Consider the following 16,959-nt stretch of genomic DNA (forward strand, 5'->3'; position numbering starts at 1 on the left):
AAGTTTGGACACGTAAAAATGAACGCCCCTTGGGTGCGACACTTGCGCCGATCTCCCGGAGTGAGAAGCCTCAACTTCTTTCAAGGCATGCCGCTTGTTTCGGCAGGAGGTGGCCTTTCAACCTAGGAATTCGAGGATTTTTTCCGTTTCGCTGTTGCGTGCGTGCGGTGACGCGATGCCGAACATTCCCGTTTGATTTCACTTGTCTTTTGTGGCGGCGCAAGAATGCAGACACAATTGACGACAGCGACCGTTGGCCCGGTCGGGAATTGCATACGCGCGCCGGCGCGACTTTGCTCAACTTCACGTCAGGCCTGCACAGCGGGTTCCGATTTCGTTTGAGCCGTCACAAATTTGCAACAGGCTCTCTCGCAGGAGGCCGCCGCAATGGCTCTCCCTGATGTCGGTTGGCGACGATCATCGACTGACAAGGGCCGCGACTCGCGACACAGACCGCCTGCCGAAGCGTTGAGCAAGGGATGACGCTTTTTCACATCTTACGCGACGGTTCAAACTAGCCCACAATTGAGGCACTTCACCCCGTGCCAGCGCATCAGCGAATGTTAGATCAGACGTCCAACGACCAGCATTCCGGAGAGCCCCCTCTGCTTCAGACGATCGGGCTCACCAAGCGCTATGGTGATTTCCTCGCCAACGACTCCATCAGCATCGATATCCAGCCAACACAGATCCATGCCCTGCTCGGCGAGAACGGCGCCGGCAAGTCGACGCTGGTCAAGGCGATCTACGGGCTGATCCAGCCCAGCGCCGGCGAGATCCACTGGCAGGGCCACCCCATCGTGCTGTCGGGTCCGTCAGAGGCGCGCAGCCGCGGCATCGGCATGGTGTTCCAGCATTTCTCGCTGTTCGACAATCTCACGGTCGCCGAGAACGTCGCGCTCGGCCTCGACGGCAGGGAATCCTTCAAGGACATGTCGGCGCGGCTGGAGCAGGTGTCGAAGACCTATGGACTGCCGCTCGATCCCAGGCGCGAGGTCTGGCAACTCTCGGTCGGCGAGCGCCAGCGCATCGAGATCGTCCGCGCGCTGATGCAGGATCCGAAATTCCTGATCCTGGACGAGCCGACCGCCGTGCTGACACCGCAGGAAGCCGACCAGCTCTTCATCGTGCTGGAACGCCTCAAGGCCGAAGGCCGCGCCATCCTCTACATCAGCCACAAGCTGGAGGAGGTGAAGCGGCTCTGCGACACCGCCACGATCCTGCGCGGCGGCAAGAAGGTCGAGACCTGCAATCCCCGGCTCGAGACCGCGGCCTCGCTCGCGCGGATGATGGTCGGCGGCGAGATCAGGGAAGTGAGAGCACCGGCAGGCCGGAAGACCACCGTGCCGCGGCTCGTCGTCAACGACCTTTCACTCGCGCCGAGCGAGGCGCATGGCGTGCGGCTCGAGCGCATCTCGTTCGAGCTGAAGGGCGGCGAGATCCTCGGCATCGCCGGCGTCGCCGGCAACGGCCAGGACGAGTTGTTCGCCGTGCTCTCCGGCGAGCGCCTGTCGAACGACCCCGGCACCGTCGTGATCGAAGGCATCGCCGCCGGCCACCTCTCGATCACCCGGCGCCGCAAGCTGGGCGCGGCCTTCGTTCCGGAGGAACGGCTCGGCCACGGCACCGCGCCGCGCATGAAGCTGTCGGAGAACGCGCTACTGACCGGGCACGCCGCCAGCGGCATGGTCCATCACGGCTTCATCGACACCGCGGCGACACTAAAGACCGTGGACCGCGCCACCGAAACGTTCGACGTGCGCAAGGCCAAGCGGGATCCGGAAGCGGCGAGCCTGTCCGGCGGCAATCTGCAGAAGTTCATCGTCGGCCGCGAGATCCTGCGCAACCCCGCGGTGCTGGTGGTGAGCCAGCCGACCTGGGGCGTCGATGCCGGCGCCGCCGCCGTGATCCGCCAGGCGCTGATTGATCTCGCAACCGCAGGCGCCGCCGTGCTCGTCACCAGCCAGGATCTCGACGAGCTCGCGGAGATCGCCGATCGGATCGCCGTGATGTTCCACGGCCGGCTCTCGGCGCCGCTTGCCACGAGCGAAGCCACGCGCGAAAAACTCGGCCTGTTGATGGGGGGCAGCAGCCTGGAGCCGAAGGAGGCCGCGCATGCAGCTGGTGCTTGAGAAGCGCGTCGAGCGTTCCAACACGATCGCGCTGGTCTCGCCGCTGATCGCGATCGGGCTGACGATCGTCACCATGACCATCCTGTTCGCGATCCTTGGCAAGAATCCGCTGCTCGCGCTGCACGCCTACTTCATCGCGCCGTTGACCGATGGCTATTCGCTGCAGGAGATCGCGGTGAAGGCGACGCCTCTGGTGATGATCGCGATCGGGTTGTCGCTCTGCTATCTCGCCAACGCATGGAACATCGGCGCCGAGGGCCAATTCCTGATCGGCGCGGTGGCCGGAAGCTGGATCGCGGTGAAGACGCAGGGCACCGATGCCGGCGCCTGGGTGCTTCCGGTCATGCTCGTGCTCGCCGCCGCAGCAGGCGCGCTCTATGCGCTAATCCCGGCGATCTGCAAGGTGAAGTTCGGCGCTAGCGAAATCCTGACCAGCCTGATGCTGGTCTATGTCGCCGACCTCTTCCTCGACTATCTCGTGCGCGGGCCCTGGCGCGATCCGCACGGCTTCAACTTCCCGACCACAGCGGAATTTGATCCGGTGGCAACGGTGCCGCTGCTGATCGAAGGCGGCCGGCTGCATCTCGGCTCGATCATCGCCCTGCTCGTCGTCGCGGCAGCCGCGATCCTGCTCGGCCGAACCATCAAGGGCTTTGAGATTCGCGTGGTCGGCGCGGCGCCGCGCGCCGCACGGTTCGGCGGCTTCAACGCCAACCAGTTGGTCATCCTGACTTTCGCTGTGTCGGGCGCGCTCGCCGGGCTCGCCGGCATCATCGAGGTCGCGGGTCCGGTCGGGCATCTTCAGCCCGGCATCTCGCCCGGCTACGGCTTTACCGCGATCATCGTCGCCTTCCTCGGCCGGCTGAACCCGCTTGGAATATTAATTGCAGGCCTTTTCCTCGCATTGACCTTTATCGGCGGCGAGCAGGCGCAGATCGCGATGAAGATCCCGTTGGACGTCACCAAGGTATTCCAGGGCATTCTGCTGTTCTACGTGCTCGCCTGCGATTCCCTCATTCTCTACCGCTTCAAGCTGGTGCTCCCGAATCGACAGGTGCCCCGTGGAACTGGTTGAAGCCATCATCCTCGCGGTGCTCGCCGCATCCACGCCGCTCCTGATCGCGGCGACCGGCGAGCTCGTGACCGAGCGCTCCGGCGTGCTCAATCTCGGCGTCGAGGGCATGATGATCGTCGGTGCGGCCTGCGGTTTTGCGGGTGCGTGGCTCACCGGATCGATCTTCATCGGCGCGCTGTTCGGCATCGTCGCGGGCACGCTGATGTCGCTGGTGTTCGCGCTGATGACGCTCGGGCTCGCCGTCAACCAGGTTGCAACGGGCCTCGCGCTGACCATCCTCGGCGTCGGCCTGTCCGGCCTGATCGGCGCCGGCTTCGTCGGCGAGCGCATCACGCCCGCGATGCACCTCTATATTCCCGGCCTCACGGATATGCCGCTGATTGGCCGGGTGTTGTTCGGCGAGGACGCCTTCGTCTATTTCTCCATCGCACTCGTCATCGGCGTCTGGTGGTTCCTGTACCGCACGCGGGCGGGTTTGATCCTCCGCGCCTGCGGCGACAACCATGTCTCCGCGCATGCGCTCGGCTATCCCGTGCTGCGCATCCGCACCTTTGCCGCGATGTTCGGCGGCGCCTGCGCAGGCCTGGCCGGCGCCTATTTGCCGCTAGCCTATACGCCGTTCTTCATTCCCGGCATGACCGCGGGGCGCGGCTGGATCGCGCTGGCACTGGTCGTGTTTTCGTCCTGGCGGCCGGGCCGGCTCGTGGTCGGCGCCTACCTGTTCGGCGCGGTGACGATCCTGCAACTGCACGCGCAGGGCTGGGGCGTCGGCATTCCCTCGCAGTTCATGTCGGCGCTGCCTTACCTCGCAACCGTCATCGTTCTGGTCCTGCTCTCACGCGCGCGCACCGGCGGCTCGACCGCGCCGGCCGCACTCGGCACCGTGTTCGTGCCCGACCGCTAGTTTCATTTCCGCGGCGGGCGCGATGGGGCGCGCACGTTGCGGATCGTGGCTGTCCCCTGATGTTTGGAGATTGATGATGAGGAAATCACTTCTTGCGCTGGCTGCCGGGCTTTTGCTTGCCGGAAGCGTCAGCGCAGCCTCCGCCGCCGACAAGCTGAAAGTCGGCTTCATCTATCTGGGTCCGATCGGAGACTTGGGCTGGACATACCAGCACGACCTCGCGCGCCAGGCCCTGGTGAAGGAGCTGGGGGACAAGATCGAGACCACCTATCTCGAGAACGTGCCCGAAGGTCCCGACGCCGAGCGCTCCATCGAGCAGCTCGTCCGCGCCGGCAACAAGCTGATCTTCACGACCTCGTTCGGCTACATGGACCCGACGCTGAAAGTCGCCAAGAAATATCCGAACGTGCATTTCGAGCACGCCACTGGCTACAAGCGCAACCCGAACATGTCGACCTACTCGGCCAAATGGTGGCAGGGCCGCTACATCCAGGGCCTGATCGCGGCCAAGATGTCGAAGTCCGGCGTGCTCGGCTATATCGGCTCGTTCCCGATTCCGGAGGTCGTCTCCGGCATCAACGCGACGATCCTCGCGGCGCAGACCATCAATCCGAACATCAAGGTCAAGATCATCTGGGCCAATACCTGGTTCGACCCGGGCAAGGAGGCCGACGCCGCCAAGGCGCTGATCGACCAGGGCGCCGACGTGATCATGCAGCACACGGATTCGCCGGCGGCGATGCAGATTGCCAGCGAACGCGGCAAGCTCGCCTTCGGCCAGGATTCCGAGATGATCAAGTTCGGGCCGAAGACCCAGCTCACCTCGATCCTGGACACCTGGGGCCCTTATTACATCGAACGCGTCAAGGCCGAACTCGCCGGCACCTGGAAGTCCGAGGACAGCTGGGGTGGCCTCGACAGCCATATGTTTGCGATGGCGCCCTACACCAACATGCCTGACGACGTGAAGAAGCTCGCCGAGGATGCCCAGGCCGCGATCACAGCGGGCAAGCTGCATCCATTCAAGTGCCCGGTCATTGGGCAGGACGACAAGCCGGTCGAGTGCAAAGGTGGCGATCACCTCGATGACGGCCAGATCCTCGGCATGAATTTCTACGTCAAGGGCATCGACGACAAGCTTCCGGGCAAGTAGCACGCTTCTTGCATTGCCTAGATCACCTGCTCCTCCCGGAGGAGGTTCGGAGGGGGTGGCCAGAAGCACCCGGCACTTGTGGTCGCCCCCTCTTTCTTTTTTGCCCGGATTATCCCGCCTGCATCGCCCGCGCCGCGGAACCGTGGCGGTGGATGAGATCGGGAACATCCAGTCCCGGGATCGCGCCGTCGATCACGGCCCATTGTCCCGCCACCATCACCCTGTCGGCCCGATGCGCCCCGCACAGCACCAGCGCGGCCAGCGGATCGCCGTGACCGGAGAAGCGTAGCTCGTCGAGCCTGAACAGGGCGAGATCGGCAGCCTTGCCGACGGCGATCTCACCCAGTTCCGGCCGGCCGACGCAGGCCGCCGAGCCCTTGGTCGCCCAGCGCAGCGCATCCTTGTGGCTGACCTTGGCCACTCCGTAGCGCGCCCGCTGCAGCAGGAACGCCGCCCGCACCTCCTGCATCAAATTCGATCCGTCGTTCGAGGCCGAGCCGTCGACGCCGATGCCGATGCCGACACCGGCCTCCTCCATCTCGCACACCGGGCAGCAGCCCGACGCCAGAATTTGATTGCTGCATGCGCAGTGGCTGATGGTGGTCTTGGCCTTGCCGAGCCGCTTCATCTCCTCCGCATTGAAGAAGATGCCGTGGGCGAGCCAGGTCCGCGCATTGAGCCATCCGCATTGCTCGAGATAGTCGAGCGGACGGCAGCCATACATCTGCTGGCAGAATTTGTTCTCGTCCTCGGTCTCGGCGAGATGGGTGTGCAGGCGGACGTCGAGCTTGTCGGCGAGATCGGCGGTGGCGCGCATCAGGGACGTCGTGACCGAGAATGGTGAACATGGCGCCAGCGCGATCTGCACCATCGCATCCGCGCCGCGCTGGTGATGCTTTGCAACCACCCGCGCGCTGTCGGCGAGGATCGTGTCCTCGTCCTGTACGACGCTGTCAGGCGGCAGGCCGCCGTCGCGCTGCGACAGGTTCATCGAGCCGCGCGTGAGCAGCACCCGGACACCGAGCCGCTTTGCGACTGCGACCTCGATATCGACGGACTCCTCGAGTCCCGCCGGGAACACATAGTGGTGATCCGTTGTGGTGGTGCAGCCCGAGAGCAGGAGCTCGGACATCGCCACGGTGACGCCAAGCTCGAGTGCTTCCGGCGTCATTCTCGCCCACACCGGATAGAGCGCCTGGAGCCAGGGAAACAGCTCGCGGTCCATCGCCGCCGGCAGCGCCCGCGTCAGCGTCTGGTAGAAATGATGATGTGTGTTGATCAGGCCCGGCAGCACGACATGCTCGCCCGCGTCGAACACTGCGACATCCGCCGTCGCAGGCCTGCCGCCGGCCGGCACGAGCTCGACAATCCGGCCATCACTCACCACGATCCCGCGCTCGGCACCATCAGCGAGGATGGCGAGGGGATCCCTGATCCAGATCGGCTTTGCATCGCTCATTATCGTGGTCTCCTCACACCCGCTGATGACAAGGCCGGCAAGGCGGCCGCCGGCCCGATCACCTTCATGCTACGACTTGCTTGTTGCGACTTGGCTCCGGTCTTGCAAGACTCATCTGTACGATTCACCGGGCGGAAGCTTTGGCGCAGCCATGGATTTGAATACCATCACGACGGTGGCCCATCCGCAAACGCGCGCGCAGCTGCCCGCCTGGACGGAAGGTGATGCTTGGCTCGCGGGTGGCACCTGGCTGTTCGCGGAGCCCCAGGTCCACCTGAAGCGGCTGATCGATCTCACTGACCTGAAATGGCCGGCGTTGACGATCACAGACACCCATCTCACCATCTCCGCCACCTGCACCATCACGCAGCTCGAAGGTTTCGCCTGCCCACCCGACTGGCTCGCAGCCCCGCTGATCGGCCAGTGCTGCCGGGCTTTCCTTGCTTCATTCAAGATCTGGAAGACCGCGACGGTCGGCGGCAATCTCTGCATGTCGTTGCCGGCGGGACCGATGATCTCGCTCACATCAGCGCTGGACGGCGTCTGCACCATCTGGAAGGCCGGCGGCGGTGAAGAGAAGATACCCGTCGTCGACTTCGTCATTGGCAACCAGCGCAACCGCCTGACGCCGGGCGACCTAATCCGGCAGATCGATATCCCGACTGCCGCGCTGAAGCGCCGCACGGCCTTTCGCCAGATCTCGCTGGCCCCGGTCGGCCGCTCTGCGGCGCTTCTGATCGGCAGCCTGGACAGCGATGGCACGCTGACGCTGTCGGTGACCGCATCGACAGTGCGACCGATCCAGCTGTCCTTTTGCAAGGCTCCGGACGCGGGCGCGCTTCGCGACGCGATCGCGCAGCAGATCCCGGATGATCTGTACCACACCGACATCCACGGCAAGCCGACCTGGCGCAAGCATATGACGCTAAGGCTCGCCGAGGAGATTCGCGCCGAACTCGTCGGGGCAACGCCGTCATGAGTTTCGAGGTCAACGGCAAGACCTTCCCGCAAGAGCCGCGCGCCGGCCAGTGCCTGCGCACGTTCCTGCGCGAGCTCGGCCATTTCGGCGTGAAGAAGGGCTGCGATGCCGGCGACTGCGGCACCTGCACCGTGCTGATCGACGGCGAGCCGGTGCACAGCTGCCTGATCCCGGCGTTCCGTGCCGAGGGGCGCGCCGTCACCACGATCGAGGGCCTCGCTGGCGACCACGGCGCGCATCCGATGCAGCAGGCCTTCCTCGACGCGCAGGGCTTCCAATGCGGCTTCTGCACCGCCGGCATGATCCTGACCTGCGCCTCGCTGAACCAGGCGCAGCGCACTGATCTCGGATCGGCGCTGAAGGGCAACATCTGTCGCTGCACCGGTTATCGCTCGATCGAGGACGCACTGCTCGGCAAGACCAATGTCGAGGAGAGCGTCGAGCCCGGCGCCGCCTTCGGCCGCAGCCTGCCGGCGCCCGCAGGCCCCGACGTCGTGCGCGGCAAGGCGCACTACACCTTCGACACGCAGATCGACGACCTGCTGCACATCAAGCTGCTGCGCTCGCCGCACGCCCACGCGAAAATTGTCGCGATCGACAAGTCGGATGCCCTGCGCGTGCCCGGCGTGCACGCGGTCCTGACGCATGAGGATGCGCCGTCGGTTCTGATCTCGACCGCGCGGCATGAGAAGGACTGGATGGATCCGGAGGATACCCGCATCCTCGATGACGTCGTCCGCTTCATCGGCCAGAAGGTCGCCGCCGTCGTCGCCGAGAGCGAGGCCACCGCCGAGGAGGCGTGCCGGCGGCTGAAGGTCGATTACGAAATTCTGCCTGCGCTGATCGACCCGGAGCAGGCGATGGCGCCGGGTGCACCTGTCATTCATCCTGACCGCACCACCGCGAACCGCATCGCCGATCCCCAGCGTAACCTCGCGGCGGAGACCCATGGCGAATACGGCGACGCGGCGGCGGCACTCGCCACGTCTGCCGTCACCTATGAGGCGACCTTCCACAGCCACCGCGTACAGCATGCGGCCCTGGAGACCCATGGCGGCCTCGCCTGGCTCGATGCTTCCGGCGTGCTCAATGTTCGCACCTCCACGCAGGTGCCGTTCCTGACCCGCCGCGCGCTGTCGGACATCTTTAGGCTTCCCTTGGACAAGGTCCGCGTGTTCTGCGAACGCGTCGGCGGCGGCTTTGGCGGCAAGCAGGAGATGTTCGTCGAGGACATTCTGGCGCTCGCGACGCTCAAGACCGGACGACCGGTCAAGCTGGAGCTGACCCGCGAGGAGCAGTTCATCGCGACCTCGACGCGGCATCCGATGCGGGTCCACATCAAGGCCGGCGCCGATGCCGACGGCCGGCTCACCGCGCTCCAGCTGGAGGTGCTCTCCAACACCGGCGCCTACGGCAATCATGCCGGCCCCGTGATGTTCCACTCGCTGTCCGAGTCCATCGCTGTCTACAACTGTCCGAACAAGAAGGTCGATGGCTTCGCCGTCTACACCAACACGGTGCCGTCGGGCGCGTTTCGCGGCTATGGCCTGCCCCAAACGCAGATCGCGATCGAAGCCGCGATCGACGAATTGGCACGGCAGCTCGGTATCAACCCCTACGACATGCGCCGGCGCAACGTCGTCAAACCAGGCGATCCCATGCTGTCGCCGCCGCCGTCCGAATTTCATGACGTGCTCTATGGCTCCTACGGGCTCGACCAGTGCCTCGACCTCGTCGAACGCGCCATGCAGGCCGATGGCCCGCAGCCGGACTTGACGCCGGAGTGGCTGATCGGCGACGGCGTCGCGCTGACCATGATCGACACAGTGCCGCCGGCCGGCCATCTCGCGGATGCGATGATCGCGCTCAACGACGACGGCGGCTTCGACCTCACCGTCGGCACCGCCGAGTTCGGCAACGGCACCAGCACCGTGCACCGGCAGATCGCGGCGACGACGCTCGCAACCACCGTCGACAGGATCCGCCTGCGACAGTCCGACACCGCCCATGGCGGTCACGACACCGGCGCCTATGGCAGTGCGGGCACCTTCGTTGCGGGCAAGGCAACGCATGCGGCCGCGATGCGGCTTGCGACCGAACTGAAAGCTGCAGCCGCCAGCGCCTGGCTGTGCGACGCAGCGAGTTGCACGCTCGACGACGAAGCCGTCGTCAGCGGCGTCCGGCGCATGTCCTTTGCAGAACTCGCGAAGCTTGCGCGCGAACGCGGGCAGCCGTTCGCGGCCAGCGGCAATTCCGAGGGGACGCCGCGCTCGGTCGGCTTCAACGTCCAGGGCTTTCGCGTTGCCGTGAACAAGGGCACCGGCGAGATCAAAATTCTCCGGAGCGTGCAGGCGGCGGACGCCGGCGTCGTCGCCAATCCCATGCAGTGCCGCGGCCAGGTCGAGGGCGGCGTCGCGCAGGCGATCGGGGCGGCGCTCTACGAGGAGATGGTGATCGACGCAACTGGCCGCGTCACCAACCCGAAATTCCGCGACTACCACCTGCCCTCCTTCGCAGACGTCCCGCGCACGGAGGTCTTCTTTGCTGAGACCTCCGACACGATCGGGCCGCTCGGCGCCAAGTCGATGAGCGAGAGCCCCTACAATCCGGTCACCGCCGCGCTCGGCAATGCGATCGCGGATGCCACCGGCATCCGCTTCACCGCGCCGCCGTTCAAGCCGGACCGGCTGTTTCCGGCACTGCACGAGAAGTTTGGGAATTAACTTCCACGATAGGTCGAGTAGCTCCACGGCGTGACCAGCAGCGGCACATGGTAGTGGCTTTCCGGCTCGCTGATCGCAAAGCGCAGCGGGATCTCGTCGAGGAACGGCGGGTCTGACAGCGGCACGTTGCGCTCGGCGTAATATTTGGCAACGCTGAATTTGAGCTCGTAGCGGCCGATCGGCAGCGGACGGCCGCCGATCAGCGGCTGGTCGGTGCGGCCATCGGCATTGGTGATTGCGCGCGCGATCACGCGGCTCTCACCGAGGCTCGCGAGCTCGACGAGCTCCACCGGGATGCCGGCTGCAGGCTTTCCGGCGTGATTGTCGAGCACATGCGTGGAAAGCCGGCCATGCACTTTCAGCTTGTCGTCGGCGACGACGAGCTGATCGAGCCGCAGCGCGGAGATGCGGCCGATCTCCTCGATCGCACGCCGCGTCTCGGTCTTGGCGATATTGCGCAGCCGCGTCTCGAAGTCGCGCAGCACGGAATCCCTGGTGTGACGGCGCACGCAGACGATATAGGGGAAGCCGAACTTGTCGCGGTACGCATTGTTGACGCGCTCGAACGCCGCGTATTCGGCCTCCGACAGCCGGTCGAGGCCGGCGCTGTTCTGCTCGTTGGTCGATTCTGCAGTGAGCCCCGCTGCACGCTGGGTCTTGTTGGCGAGATCGGGATGCGCCCGGATCAGCGCGAGCTGCACGTCGGGCTCGGCGCTCTGGATCGCTGCCATCAGCGCGGCGTGCAGCTCATTGATACCGGCGAACGGCCGCTTTCCGGCGAGCTGCTCGGCAATCCACGGTGAATATTCGACGACGTTGGCGAGGGCCGCAACAAAGCTGGCCTTATCAGCAGCATTGAGATCGGCGAGCGAGATTTGCGCCATCGTCCTCACCCGATCTCGAAGGCGTCGGCGGCAAGATCGGCATGCTTGTCGTGCCAGTGCTGCGCGATCTGGAGCCGCGTCGGCACCCAGACGCGATCGTGCTTGCCGATATAATCGAGGAAGCGGATCAGTCCTGCGGCACGGCCGGGCCGGCCGGCAAGGCGGCAGTGCAGCCCCACCGACATCATCTTCGGCGCGGTGTCGCCCTCGGCATAGAGCACGTCGAAGGCGTCCCTCAGATAGGTGAAGAACTGCTCGCCTTCCGCAAACCCCTGCGGGTTGATGAAGCGCATGTCGTTGGCGTCAAGCGTATAGGGAATGATGAGCTGCCTGCCGTTCGCGCCCCTGACCCAGTAGGGCAGATCGTCGGCATAGGAGTCGCAGAGATAGAGGAAGCCGCCCTCCTCCATCAGGAGGCGGTTGGTGTTGATCGAGGAGCGCCCGGTGTACCAGCCGAGCGGCCGCGAGCCCGTCGCCTCGGTGTGGACGCGAATCGACTCGGCGATCTCGGCACGCTCCTGCGCCTCGGTCATGTCCTTGTGCTCGATCCATTTCAGGCTGTGGCTTGCGATGTCCCAGCCTGACTCCTTCATCGCCGCGACAATCTCCGGATTCCGCTTCAGCGCGGTGGCAACGCCGAACACGGTGGTCGGCCACTTCCGCGCGTTGAACACCCGCCACAGCCGCCAGAAGCCGGCGCGCGAGCCATATTCGAACATCGACTCGATATTGGCGTGACGCTTGCCCGGCCAGGGCTGCGCGCCGAGGACGTCGGACAGAAACGCTTCCGAGGCGCGATCGCCGTGCAAGATGTTGTTCTCGCCGCCTTCCTCGAAATTGACGACGAACTGCACCGCGACCCGCGCGTTGTCAGGCCATTGCGGATGCGGCGGGTTGCGGCCGTAACCGCGGAGATCGCGCGGGTAGCGAGTATCCGTCACTCAGACTTCCTCGAAGCGGATCGGCAGGGCACCCTTCCAGAGCACGCTCTTGCCGAGGGTCGCGAGATTCTCGAGGCCCGAGGTCAGCGTGATGAAATGGTTGCCGGCGAGCTGGCCCATTTTGCTGGCGAAGTGCACGCCGCCATAGGCGAGCAGGATCTCGGTTTCGCTGATACCGCCGGGATAGAGGATGATCTGACCCGGCGCGGGATAGCTGGTGTGGTTCTCGTAGCCGACGCCGAAATCGAGATCGCCGAGCGGCATCCAGACGCCCTCGCCGCTCCAGCGCACATGGATGATGTGGCTTTCGAACGGCAGCGCCTTGCGGAACGCAGCGACGGTCTTGGGCGCCAGTTGCTCCTCGAAGCGGGCATCGAAGGTGAAGTCGCCGGCGCGGATAACGAGTTTGCTCATCTCATCTCTCTGGATCGGGGGCCAAAGGCCCACGGGGAATTTTCAAGCAAAGAGCATTCCATCGGGCTTCGTGCAAGTGGCGCGGCCCGTCATCTGCGGTCGTAGGACCAGCCGAAAATACCACTCCGCCGCACCTCCGGCTCGGGGTCGGCGGCGGGCGCGGCCGAAGGTGGCGCCTCCTTCAGTTCCGCCTGTGGCGGAGGTGGAGGCGGCGCCGGCAGATTCTCGCATTTCATGGAGTAAACCAGCTTGCCGTCCGCGGTCCGCCCGATCGGGGCGCAGGGGTCTGGATGCGCTGCCGAGGTCTTTGGCGCGAGCTTAACCTGCGCGGCCGCCGGCGAGGCGATCAGGAGAAGGACCACCAGATATTTCGACATCGTTGTCGCCTGAGAACTCAATTCGCCTCATTGAACCGGATTGCCAGGGGCAAGTCCACCGGAGCTGCGGGCGCGATTGCCGAATATTTGGCCGGGGCTAGAAAATCTGCTCGCCCCAACGTGATGGCCGCGCTTCGGATCGTGAAACCGGCCCTGCTGATATTCGGTAGGGCACATCGCCATGTCAGCCACGACCTCGAACACAGGAGACCTTTTTCTCACAGCCTGAATCGCCGTCACGGGAGAAACAACCATGCGAAAGACCTTTGCCATTCTCGGCGTCACCCTGATCGCCGCCGCCACCATCCAGACCGCCGCCGCAAGCGACCGCCACCACAGAAGCAAGGCACAACCCGCCCCGATCACCCAGTCGGTCCGCGACTCCAACGCGTTCTGGCCGTCGCAGTCGACCACACCCGACTGGCAGCGCTACGCCAACGGCGCGCTGTCGGCACCGGCGGGACGGTGATGCGGGCGTAGAACGCGGTTGCTGCGACGTCTCTCGTGTCCCGGACGCGCTGCAACGCGCAAGCGTTTCTGCGCAGAGCCGGGACCCAGAAAGCGACACGGTAGAATGCGGAGAGTAGAATGCGGAGACATCGGCCCCGGCTCTGCAGCACACCGCAAGAGCGCTGCGCTGCGTCCGGGGCACGAGACGGAGTATGAGGCAGCGGCGGCGTCCTCCAAGTGCCATTGTCATTCCCCGCACAGGCGGGGAATCCAGTACGCCGCGGCCTCTCGGCTCAATCACAGCCGTCTCTGGAATGCTAGATCGCCCGGTCAAGCCGGGCGATGACAGCGAGTGCTGCAGACACACCAATGGCCGACGCGCTGACAGTCGCAGAACCTTTGGCGATGGGCGGGCCGTCGCTCTCGGTCATCGTGTTCATTCCTGTTGCGTCGCGACAGGATAACTCGCTTCCGCTTTTTTGGCGGCATAGCGAACCTTGCCCGGACTTGCCGGTAGGTCAACCGAATGACCCCAACCGGACTTTGGCTGCGGGCCTCGCATGCGCTACGCGGTTCGGGATGAACCCTGCATGACACGCTTGACCACCATGGCCGCGATCCCCGCGAGCACGGCCTTTGCCTGCGGGGACGCAAGTATGTCTATGATCGGGTTCGACGGTTGGGCTTGCTCGTGAGGCTGGGCATCGCCACTGGCGAGGATATCCCGGAGCTGACCGGGCCTCCCATGCAGATCGGTGAGCACCTCGCCCAGTTCCTTCGGTTCGGGGGCCACTTGTCCCGGTAGCGCCACGCCGCGCGCGGCGGCTCGCTCCTGCAGCATCTTCACGAACGCCGCCCGTTCTTCCGGCGAAAGCTTGCCCAACGCTTCTATCGCTGCCTGCGCGTACTGGTCAGACGGCACGGCGTGTGACACATCACCATACCGTTTGAGAACCTCTTGATCGGAATAACCCTCCGACGGATTTCCTTGTTCGTATCGATCAACGAAATCCCGATACTCTTTCTGGCGTTGCCCACCGCCCATTAACTCGTCAAGGATACCCATGTACAGCTCCTCCTTGCGTGATTAGCTCAGGCTGCTTGCCACAGACAACGACACGTTTCCCTTGCACGACATACGAGCGATATCGGCGTTACGCACAAGATACAGGCGAAGAGTGCAGCCGCTCCGATAGTTGCTACTTCCAAGGTAAACCCACGTTGAGAGTATTGACCTAGGTCAAAGGGTCATCGCGGCCGTGCAAACTGAATGTTTTGCTTGTGAGGCGTGAGTGGACATTCCACGCGTGTCGCAATGATCGCTATTGTCCCTGCTGAAGCTTTTGGGTCCGGCCAAATGTGCGGTGCGCGATGGCAAATATTCGCAAGGGTCACCGTCGCGCGGTCCCCGCCCATCCTTTTTCTCTCCACAGGACCCGGTGACCGATGCGGATGGTCGCTCTGCGACGCCCGGCAATCCAGAGGAGCAAAAGATTCGTTTTTACGCCGGAGCAGCTGCCTTCGCCTGATCCGACGCATCAGGTTGCGCGGAGGTCACGTGAACGACTGCTTCCAAGGCTGCACCGAACGACCCGCTTGCTACCAACGCGTTGGAAGCGTTTCCCACCGTTTCTGCGGCTCCCGTTCCCAGCAAAGCGAACAGGATACGGGTTGCGCCAATCCTTTTACTGAGCCCTCGAACGACGTGCTGAATCTTGGCGGTGGACGGCTGACTCAAATAGCAGACACATACAAGCGCGGTGTTCGCCAATTCGAGCGAAAGCAATTTCGACATTGATGAAGCATCAGCCTTTTCCGCAATTGCCTGAATCCCGCGGTACCGCAGAAGCTGCGCCAGCACAAGCGCCGTCGGCTCATCGAGTCGCCCGGCACCAGGGATGCAAACGACCGAAATAGACGAGGTCGGCGGCTCCGGAATCAAAGCGTGCTCGGAGCCTGCTCGCTCGAATGTAATGGCAGCTCCGGGGCTTGAGCTTAGATCCGGGGAACCGGGTCCTGTTGCTTCCACGTCATGGTGTGCCCCCAGCTCAGCGACCAATTCTTCCACCGTTGAAACTACCCGATTTAATCGGTCCTGATCGAGGTGACCCAATTGACGGTCGGCCTCCGCGAGTCTCAGGCCTTTCAAGAGGATGTCGTCATAATAATTCTCAAGCGACGAGTCATTCAGGTATTCATGTGCCTGTTCCACCGCTTCAATGGGATCTCCCGCCAGCATTCGTTGATAAGCCAGTTGCGGCGGCGTCAGCGGTGGTCGGTCGCCAAGCATAACGTCAAGAAATTTGAGGCGATCGACATGCCGCCCAAGGACGACGAGACAAATTGTTAAGGGCGTGGCCAACACCAGTCCGACCGGCCCCCAAAGCCACGTCCAGAATGACGCTGACAGGATAATTGCAATCGGGGAAAGACCCGAGCTATGCCCAAAAATCAAGGGTTCGAGGACCTGTCCTGCGAGCAACTCAAGCACGACGAACAATGCCGCCGTAAGTATCAGCATCTGCCAGCCCGTGCCCACCGCCGCCGCGAGAATGAGAGGGAATACCGCAGATATCAATGCACCGATATACGGTACAAATCGCATAATCATCGCGATCAGCCCCCATAGCGGAGCCGAGGGGACACCGATGAATTCAAGACCTAAGCCTATTGCAAGACCGAACACGCCATTGAACGCGATCTTGGTAAGAAAGAGCTTGCTCAGACGCTTACCGGCGTCGTCCAGGGCCGCAGTCGTGCGTTGAATATCCGCGGATCCGGCCAGTCGGACAAGCCGATTCCTCAGATCTTCCCGTTGCAGCAGGACAAAGACAACAAAGATCACGACGATCCCTGTCGTCGTTAAAGGTGAAATCAGTGGCTGGATGATTGCGCCAAACGTCGACAGAGCACCAGGATCGGGTTGCCTTACCTCAACGGGTATGGGTATCGGCTTGTCTGAGGGCTGTCTGGTGAGGCCGTCAGTAGGTCGACCGGCCCCATCTCGATTCTGCAACTCTGTCTTCAATTCTTTCAGAACTGTCGACGCCTGCTCCAATGTTCCAGAGCCGCCGCCCATTAAGCCGCGCAGGCTTTCGATCTTGTCACTCAATGTTTGTTGATAGCCTGGCAGCTTGGTGGCGAGCCGGGTCGCCTGCGAAACCATAAGACCGCCTAGACTAAATATGATCGAGAATCCGATGAAGACGACCACCAGCACAGAAATCGTGCGCGGAATTCGCCAGGAACGTAAGCGCATCACGAAGGGCGCCATAACGAAACTCAGGAGAACTGCTAACGCGAAGGGAACAAAAATTTCACGACCGAAATAGAGCGCAGCAATTATCAACGCTGCGACGGCCATATTCGTCAGCACAGTCCCCCGCGGCTGTGCCAATCTCATTTGAGGAGATTTCTCTTCCATGGCGCGGCTCATTCATCCCATACGTGGGTGAATTCTCCTTCGCG

General features: G+C 63.6%; 14 protein-coding genes. 7 read left to right on the top strand and 7 right to left on the bottom strand.

Going from position 1 to position 16,959, the window contains the following annotated elements; translation table 11 throughout:
• Positions 1 to 560: 560 nt before the first annotated feature.
• The 4 genes from AB7245_RS31625 (at position 561) to AB7245_RS31640 (ending at position 5,264) form a co-directional block, all read left to right on the top strand.
• Positions 561 to 2,132, top strand: a complete 1,572-nt coding sequence (locus AB7245_RS31625) for an ABC transporter ATP-binding protein (protein WP_439035365.1) — start codon at positions 561 to 563, stop codon at positions 2,130 to 2,132.
• Entirely contained in the window at positions 2,116 to 3,207 is a 1,092-nt protein-coding gene (locus AB7245_RS31630) for an ABC transporter permease (protein ID WP_439035366.1), read from the top strand. The genes AB7245_RS31625 and AB7245_RS31630 overlap by 17 nt, the downstream gene beginning before the upstream one ends.
• Entirely contained in the window at positions 3,194 to 4,111 is a 918-nt protein-coding gene (locus tag AB7245_RS31635; protein ID WP_439035367.1) for an ABC transporter permease, read from the top strand. Before AB7245_RS31630 ends, AB7245_RS31635 begins: the two co-directional genes overlap by 14 nt.
• Before the next feature lie 76 nt (positions 4,112 to 4,187).
• Positions 4,188 to 5,264 carry a BMP family ABC transporter substrate-binding protein gene (locus AB7245_RS31640; RefSeq protein ID WP_439035368.1) on the top strand — a complete coding sequence of 359 codons (1,077 nt, stop codon included), beginning with the start codon at positions 4,188 to 4,190 and terminating at the stop codon, positions 5,262 to 5,264.
• 109 nt (positions 5,265 to 5,373) lie between these two features.
• Here the strand turns inward: AB7245_RS31640 and AB7245_RS31645 are convergent, their stop codons facing one another.
• Positions 5,374 to 6,723, bottom strand: a complete 1,350-nt coding sequence (locus AB7245_RS31645; protein ID WP_439035369.1) for an 8-oxoguanine deaminase — start codon at positions 6,721 to 6,723, stop codon at positions 5,374 to 5,376.
• A 151-nt stretch (positions 6,724 to 6,874) separates the two neighbouring features.
• On the opposite strand from AB7245_RS31645, the gene AB7245_RS31650 reads away from it, so the two are divergent.
• Together AB7245_RS31650 and AB7245_RS31655 are read left to right on the top strand one after the other, a co-directional pair.
• A complete protein-coding gene (locus AB7245_RS31650; RefSeq protein ID WP_439035370.1) occupies positions 6,875 to 7,702 on the top strand; it encodes an FAD binding domain-containing protein in 828 nt (275 codons plus the stop codon).
• The gene (locus AB7245_RS31655) at positions 7,699 to 10,425 is read left to right on the top strand and encodes a molybdopterin-dependent oxidoreductase (protein ID WP_439035371.1); all 2,727 of its coding nucleotides are present in this window, start codon (positions 7,699 to 7,701) and stop codon (positions 10,423 to 10,425) included. The genes AB7245_RS31650 and AB7245_RS31655 overlap by 4 nt, the downstream gene beginning before the upstream one ends.
• Here the strand turns inward: AB7245_RS31655 and uraD are convergent.
• From uraD to AB7245_RS31675, 4 genes are all read right to left on the bottom strand, one after another.
• Positions 10,422 to 11,309 (bottom strand): 2-oxo-4-hydroxy-4-carboxy-5-ureidoimidazoline decarboxylase, encoded by an 888-nt coding sequence (gene uraD / locus AB7245_RS31660; protein WP_439035372.1) that lies wholly within the window; start codon positions 11,307 to 11,309, stop codon positions 10,422 to 10,424. The genes AB7245_RS31655 and uraD overlap by 4 nt on opposite strands.
• Positions 11,310 to 11,314: 5 nt before the next feature.
• Positions 11,315 to 12,250: an allantoinase PuuE gene (gene puuE, locus AB7245_RS31665; RefSeq protein ID WP_439035373.1), complete on the bottom strand. Its 936-nt coding sequence runs from the start codon at positions 12,248 to 12,250 to the stop codon at positions 11,315 to 11,317.
• On the bottom strand, positions 12,251 to 12,664 hold the full coding sequence (locus AB7245_RS31670) for a DUF3830 family protein (RefSeq protein ID WP_014493672.1): 414 nt from the start codon (positions 12,662 to 12,664) through the stop codon (positions 12,251 to 12,253). It lies immediately after the preceding gene.
• An 89-nt stretch (positions 12,665 to 12,753) separates the two neighbouring features.
• Entirely contained in the window at positions 12,754 to 13,041 is a 288-nt protein-coding gene (locus tag AB7245_RS31675) for a hypothetical protein (RefSeq protein ID WP_439035374.1), read from the bottom strand.
• Positions 13,042 to 13,294: 253 nt separating this feature from the next.
• Here AB7245_RS31675 and AB7245_RS31680 point away from each other — a divergent pair, with 253 nt between their 5' ends.
• A complete protein-coding gene (locus AB7245_RS31680) occupies positions 13,295 to 13,510 on the top strand; it encodes a hypothetical protein (RefSeq protein WP_071911729.1) in 216 nt (71 codons plus the stop codon).
• Positions 13,511 to 14,056: 546 nt separating this feature from the next.
• On the opposite strand, the gene AB7245_RS31685 is transcribed toward AB7245_RS31680, so the two are convergent.
• Entirely contained in the window at positions 14,057 to 14,557 is a 501-nt protein-coding gene (locus tag AB7245_RS31685) for a hypothetical protein (protein WP_071911727.1), read from the bottom strand.
• Between the two features lie 435 nt (positions 14,558 to 14,992).
• A complete protein-coding gene (locus tag AB7245_RS31690; RefSeq protein WP_439035375.1) occupies positions 14,993 to 16,915 on the bottom strand; it encodes an AI-2E family transporter in 1,923 nt (640 codons plus the stop codon).
• Between the last annotated feature and the right edge of the window lie 44 nt (positions 16,916 to 16,959).

The organism is Bradyrhizobium sp. 604_D8_N2_3 (assembly GCF_051810765.1).
Taxonomy (GTDB): Bacteria; Pseudomonadota; Alphaproteobacteria; order Rhizobiales; family Xanthobacteraceae; genus Bradyrhizobium; species Bradyrhizobium barranii.

Bases quoted from the DNA above. Each gene is read 5' to 3' on its own strand.
- AB7245_RS31625 (WP_439035365.1), top strand. From the start codon at position 561: ATGTTAGATCAGACGTCCAACGACCAGCATTCCGGAGAGCCCCCTCTG.
- AB7245_RS31670 (WP_014493672.1), bottom strand. From the start codon at position 12,664: ATGAGCAAACTCGTTATCCGCGCCGGCGACTTCACCTTCGATGCCCGC.
- AB7245_RS31680 (WP_071911729.1), top strand. From the start codon at position 13,295: ATGCGAAAGACCTTTGCCATTCTCGGCGTCACCCTGATCGCCGCCGCC.
- AB7245_RS31630 (WP_439035366.1), top strand. From the start codon at position 2,116: ATGCAGCTGGTGCTTGAGAAGCGCGTCGAGCGTTCCAACACGATCGCG.
- AB7245_RS31685 (WP_071911727.1), bottom strand. From the start codon at position 14,557: ATGGGTATCCTTGACGAGTTAATGGGCGGTGGGCAACGCCAGAAAGAG.
- AB7245_RS31690 (WP_439035375.1), bottom strand. From the start codon at position 16,915: ATGGAAGAGAAATCTCCTCAAATGAGATTGGCACAGCCGCGGGGGACT.
- AB7245_RS31675 (WP_439035374.1), bottom strand. From the start codon at position 13,041: ATGTCGAAATATCTGGTGGTCCTTCTCCTGATCGCCTCGCCGGCGGCC.
- uraD (WP_439035372.1), bottom strand. From the start codon at position 11,309: ATGGCGCAAATCTCGCTCGCCGATCTCAATGCTGCTGATAAGGCCAGC.
- AB7245_RS31650 (WP_439035370.1), top strand. From the start codon at position 6,875: ATGGATTTGAATACCATCACGACGGTGGCCCATCCGCAAACGCGCGCG.
- AB7245_RS31640 (WP_439035368.1), top strand. From the start codon at position 4,188: ATGAGGAAATCACTTCTTGCGCTGGCTGCCGGGCTTTTGCTTGCCGGA.
- AB7245_RS31645 (WP_439035369.1), bottom strand. From the start codon at position 6,723: ATGAGCGATGCAAAGCCGATCTGGATCAGGGATCCCCTCGCCATCCTC.
- AB7245_RS31655 (WP_439035371.1), top strand. From the start codon at position 7,699: ATGAGTTTCGAGGTCAACGGCAAGACCTTCCCGCAAGAGCCGCGCGCC.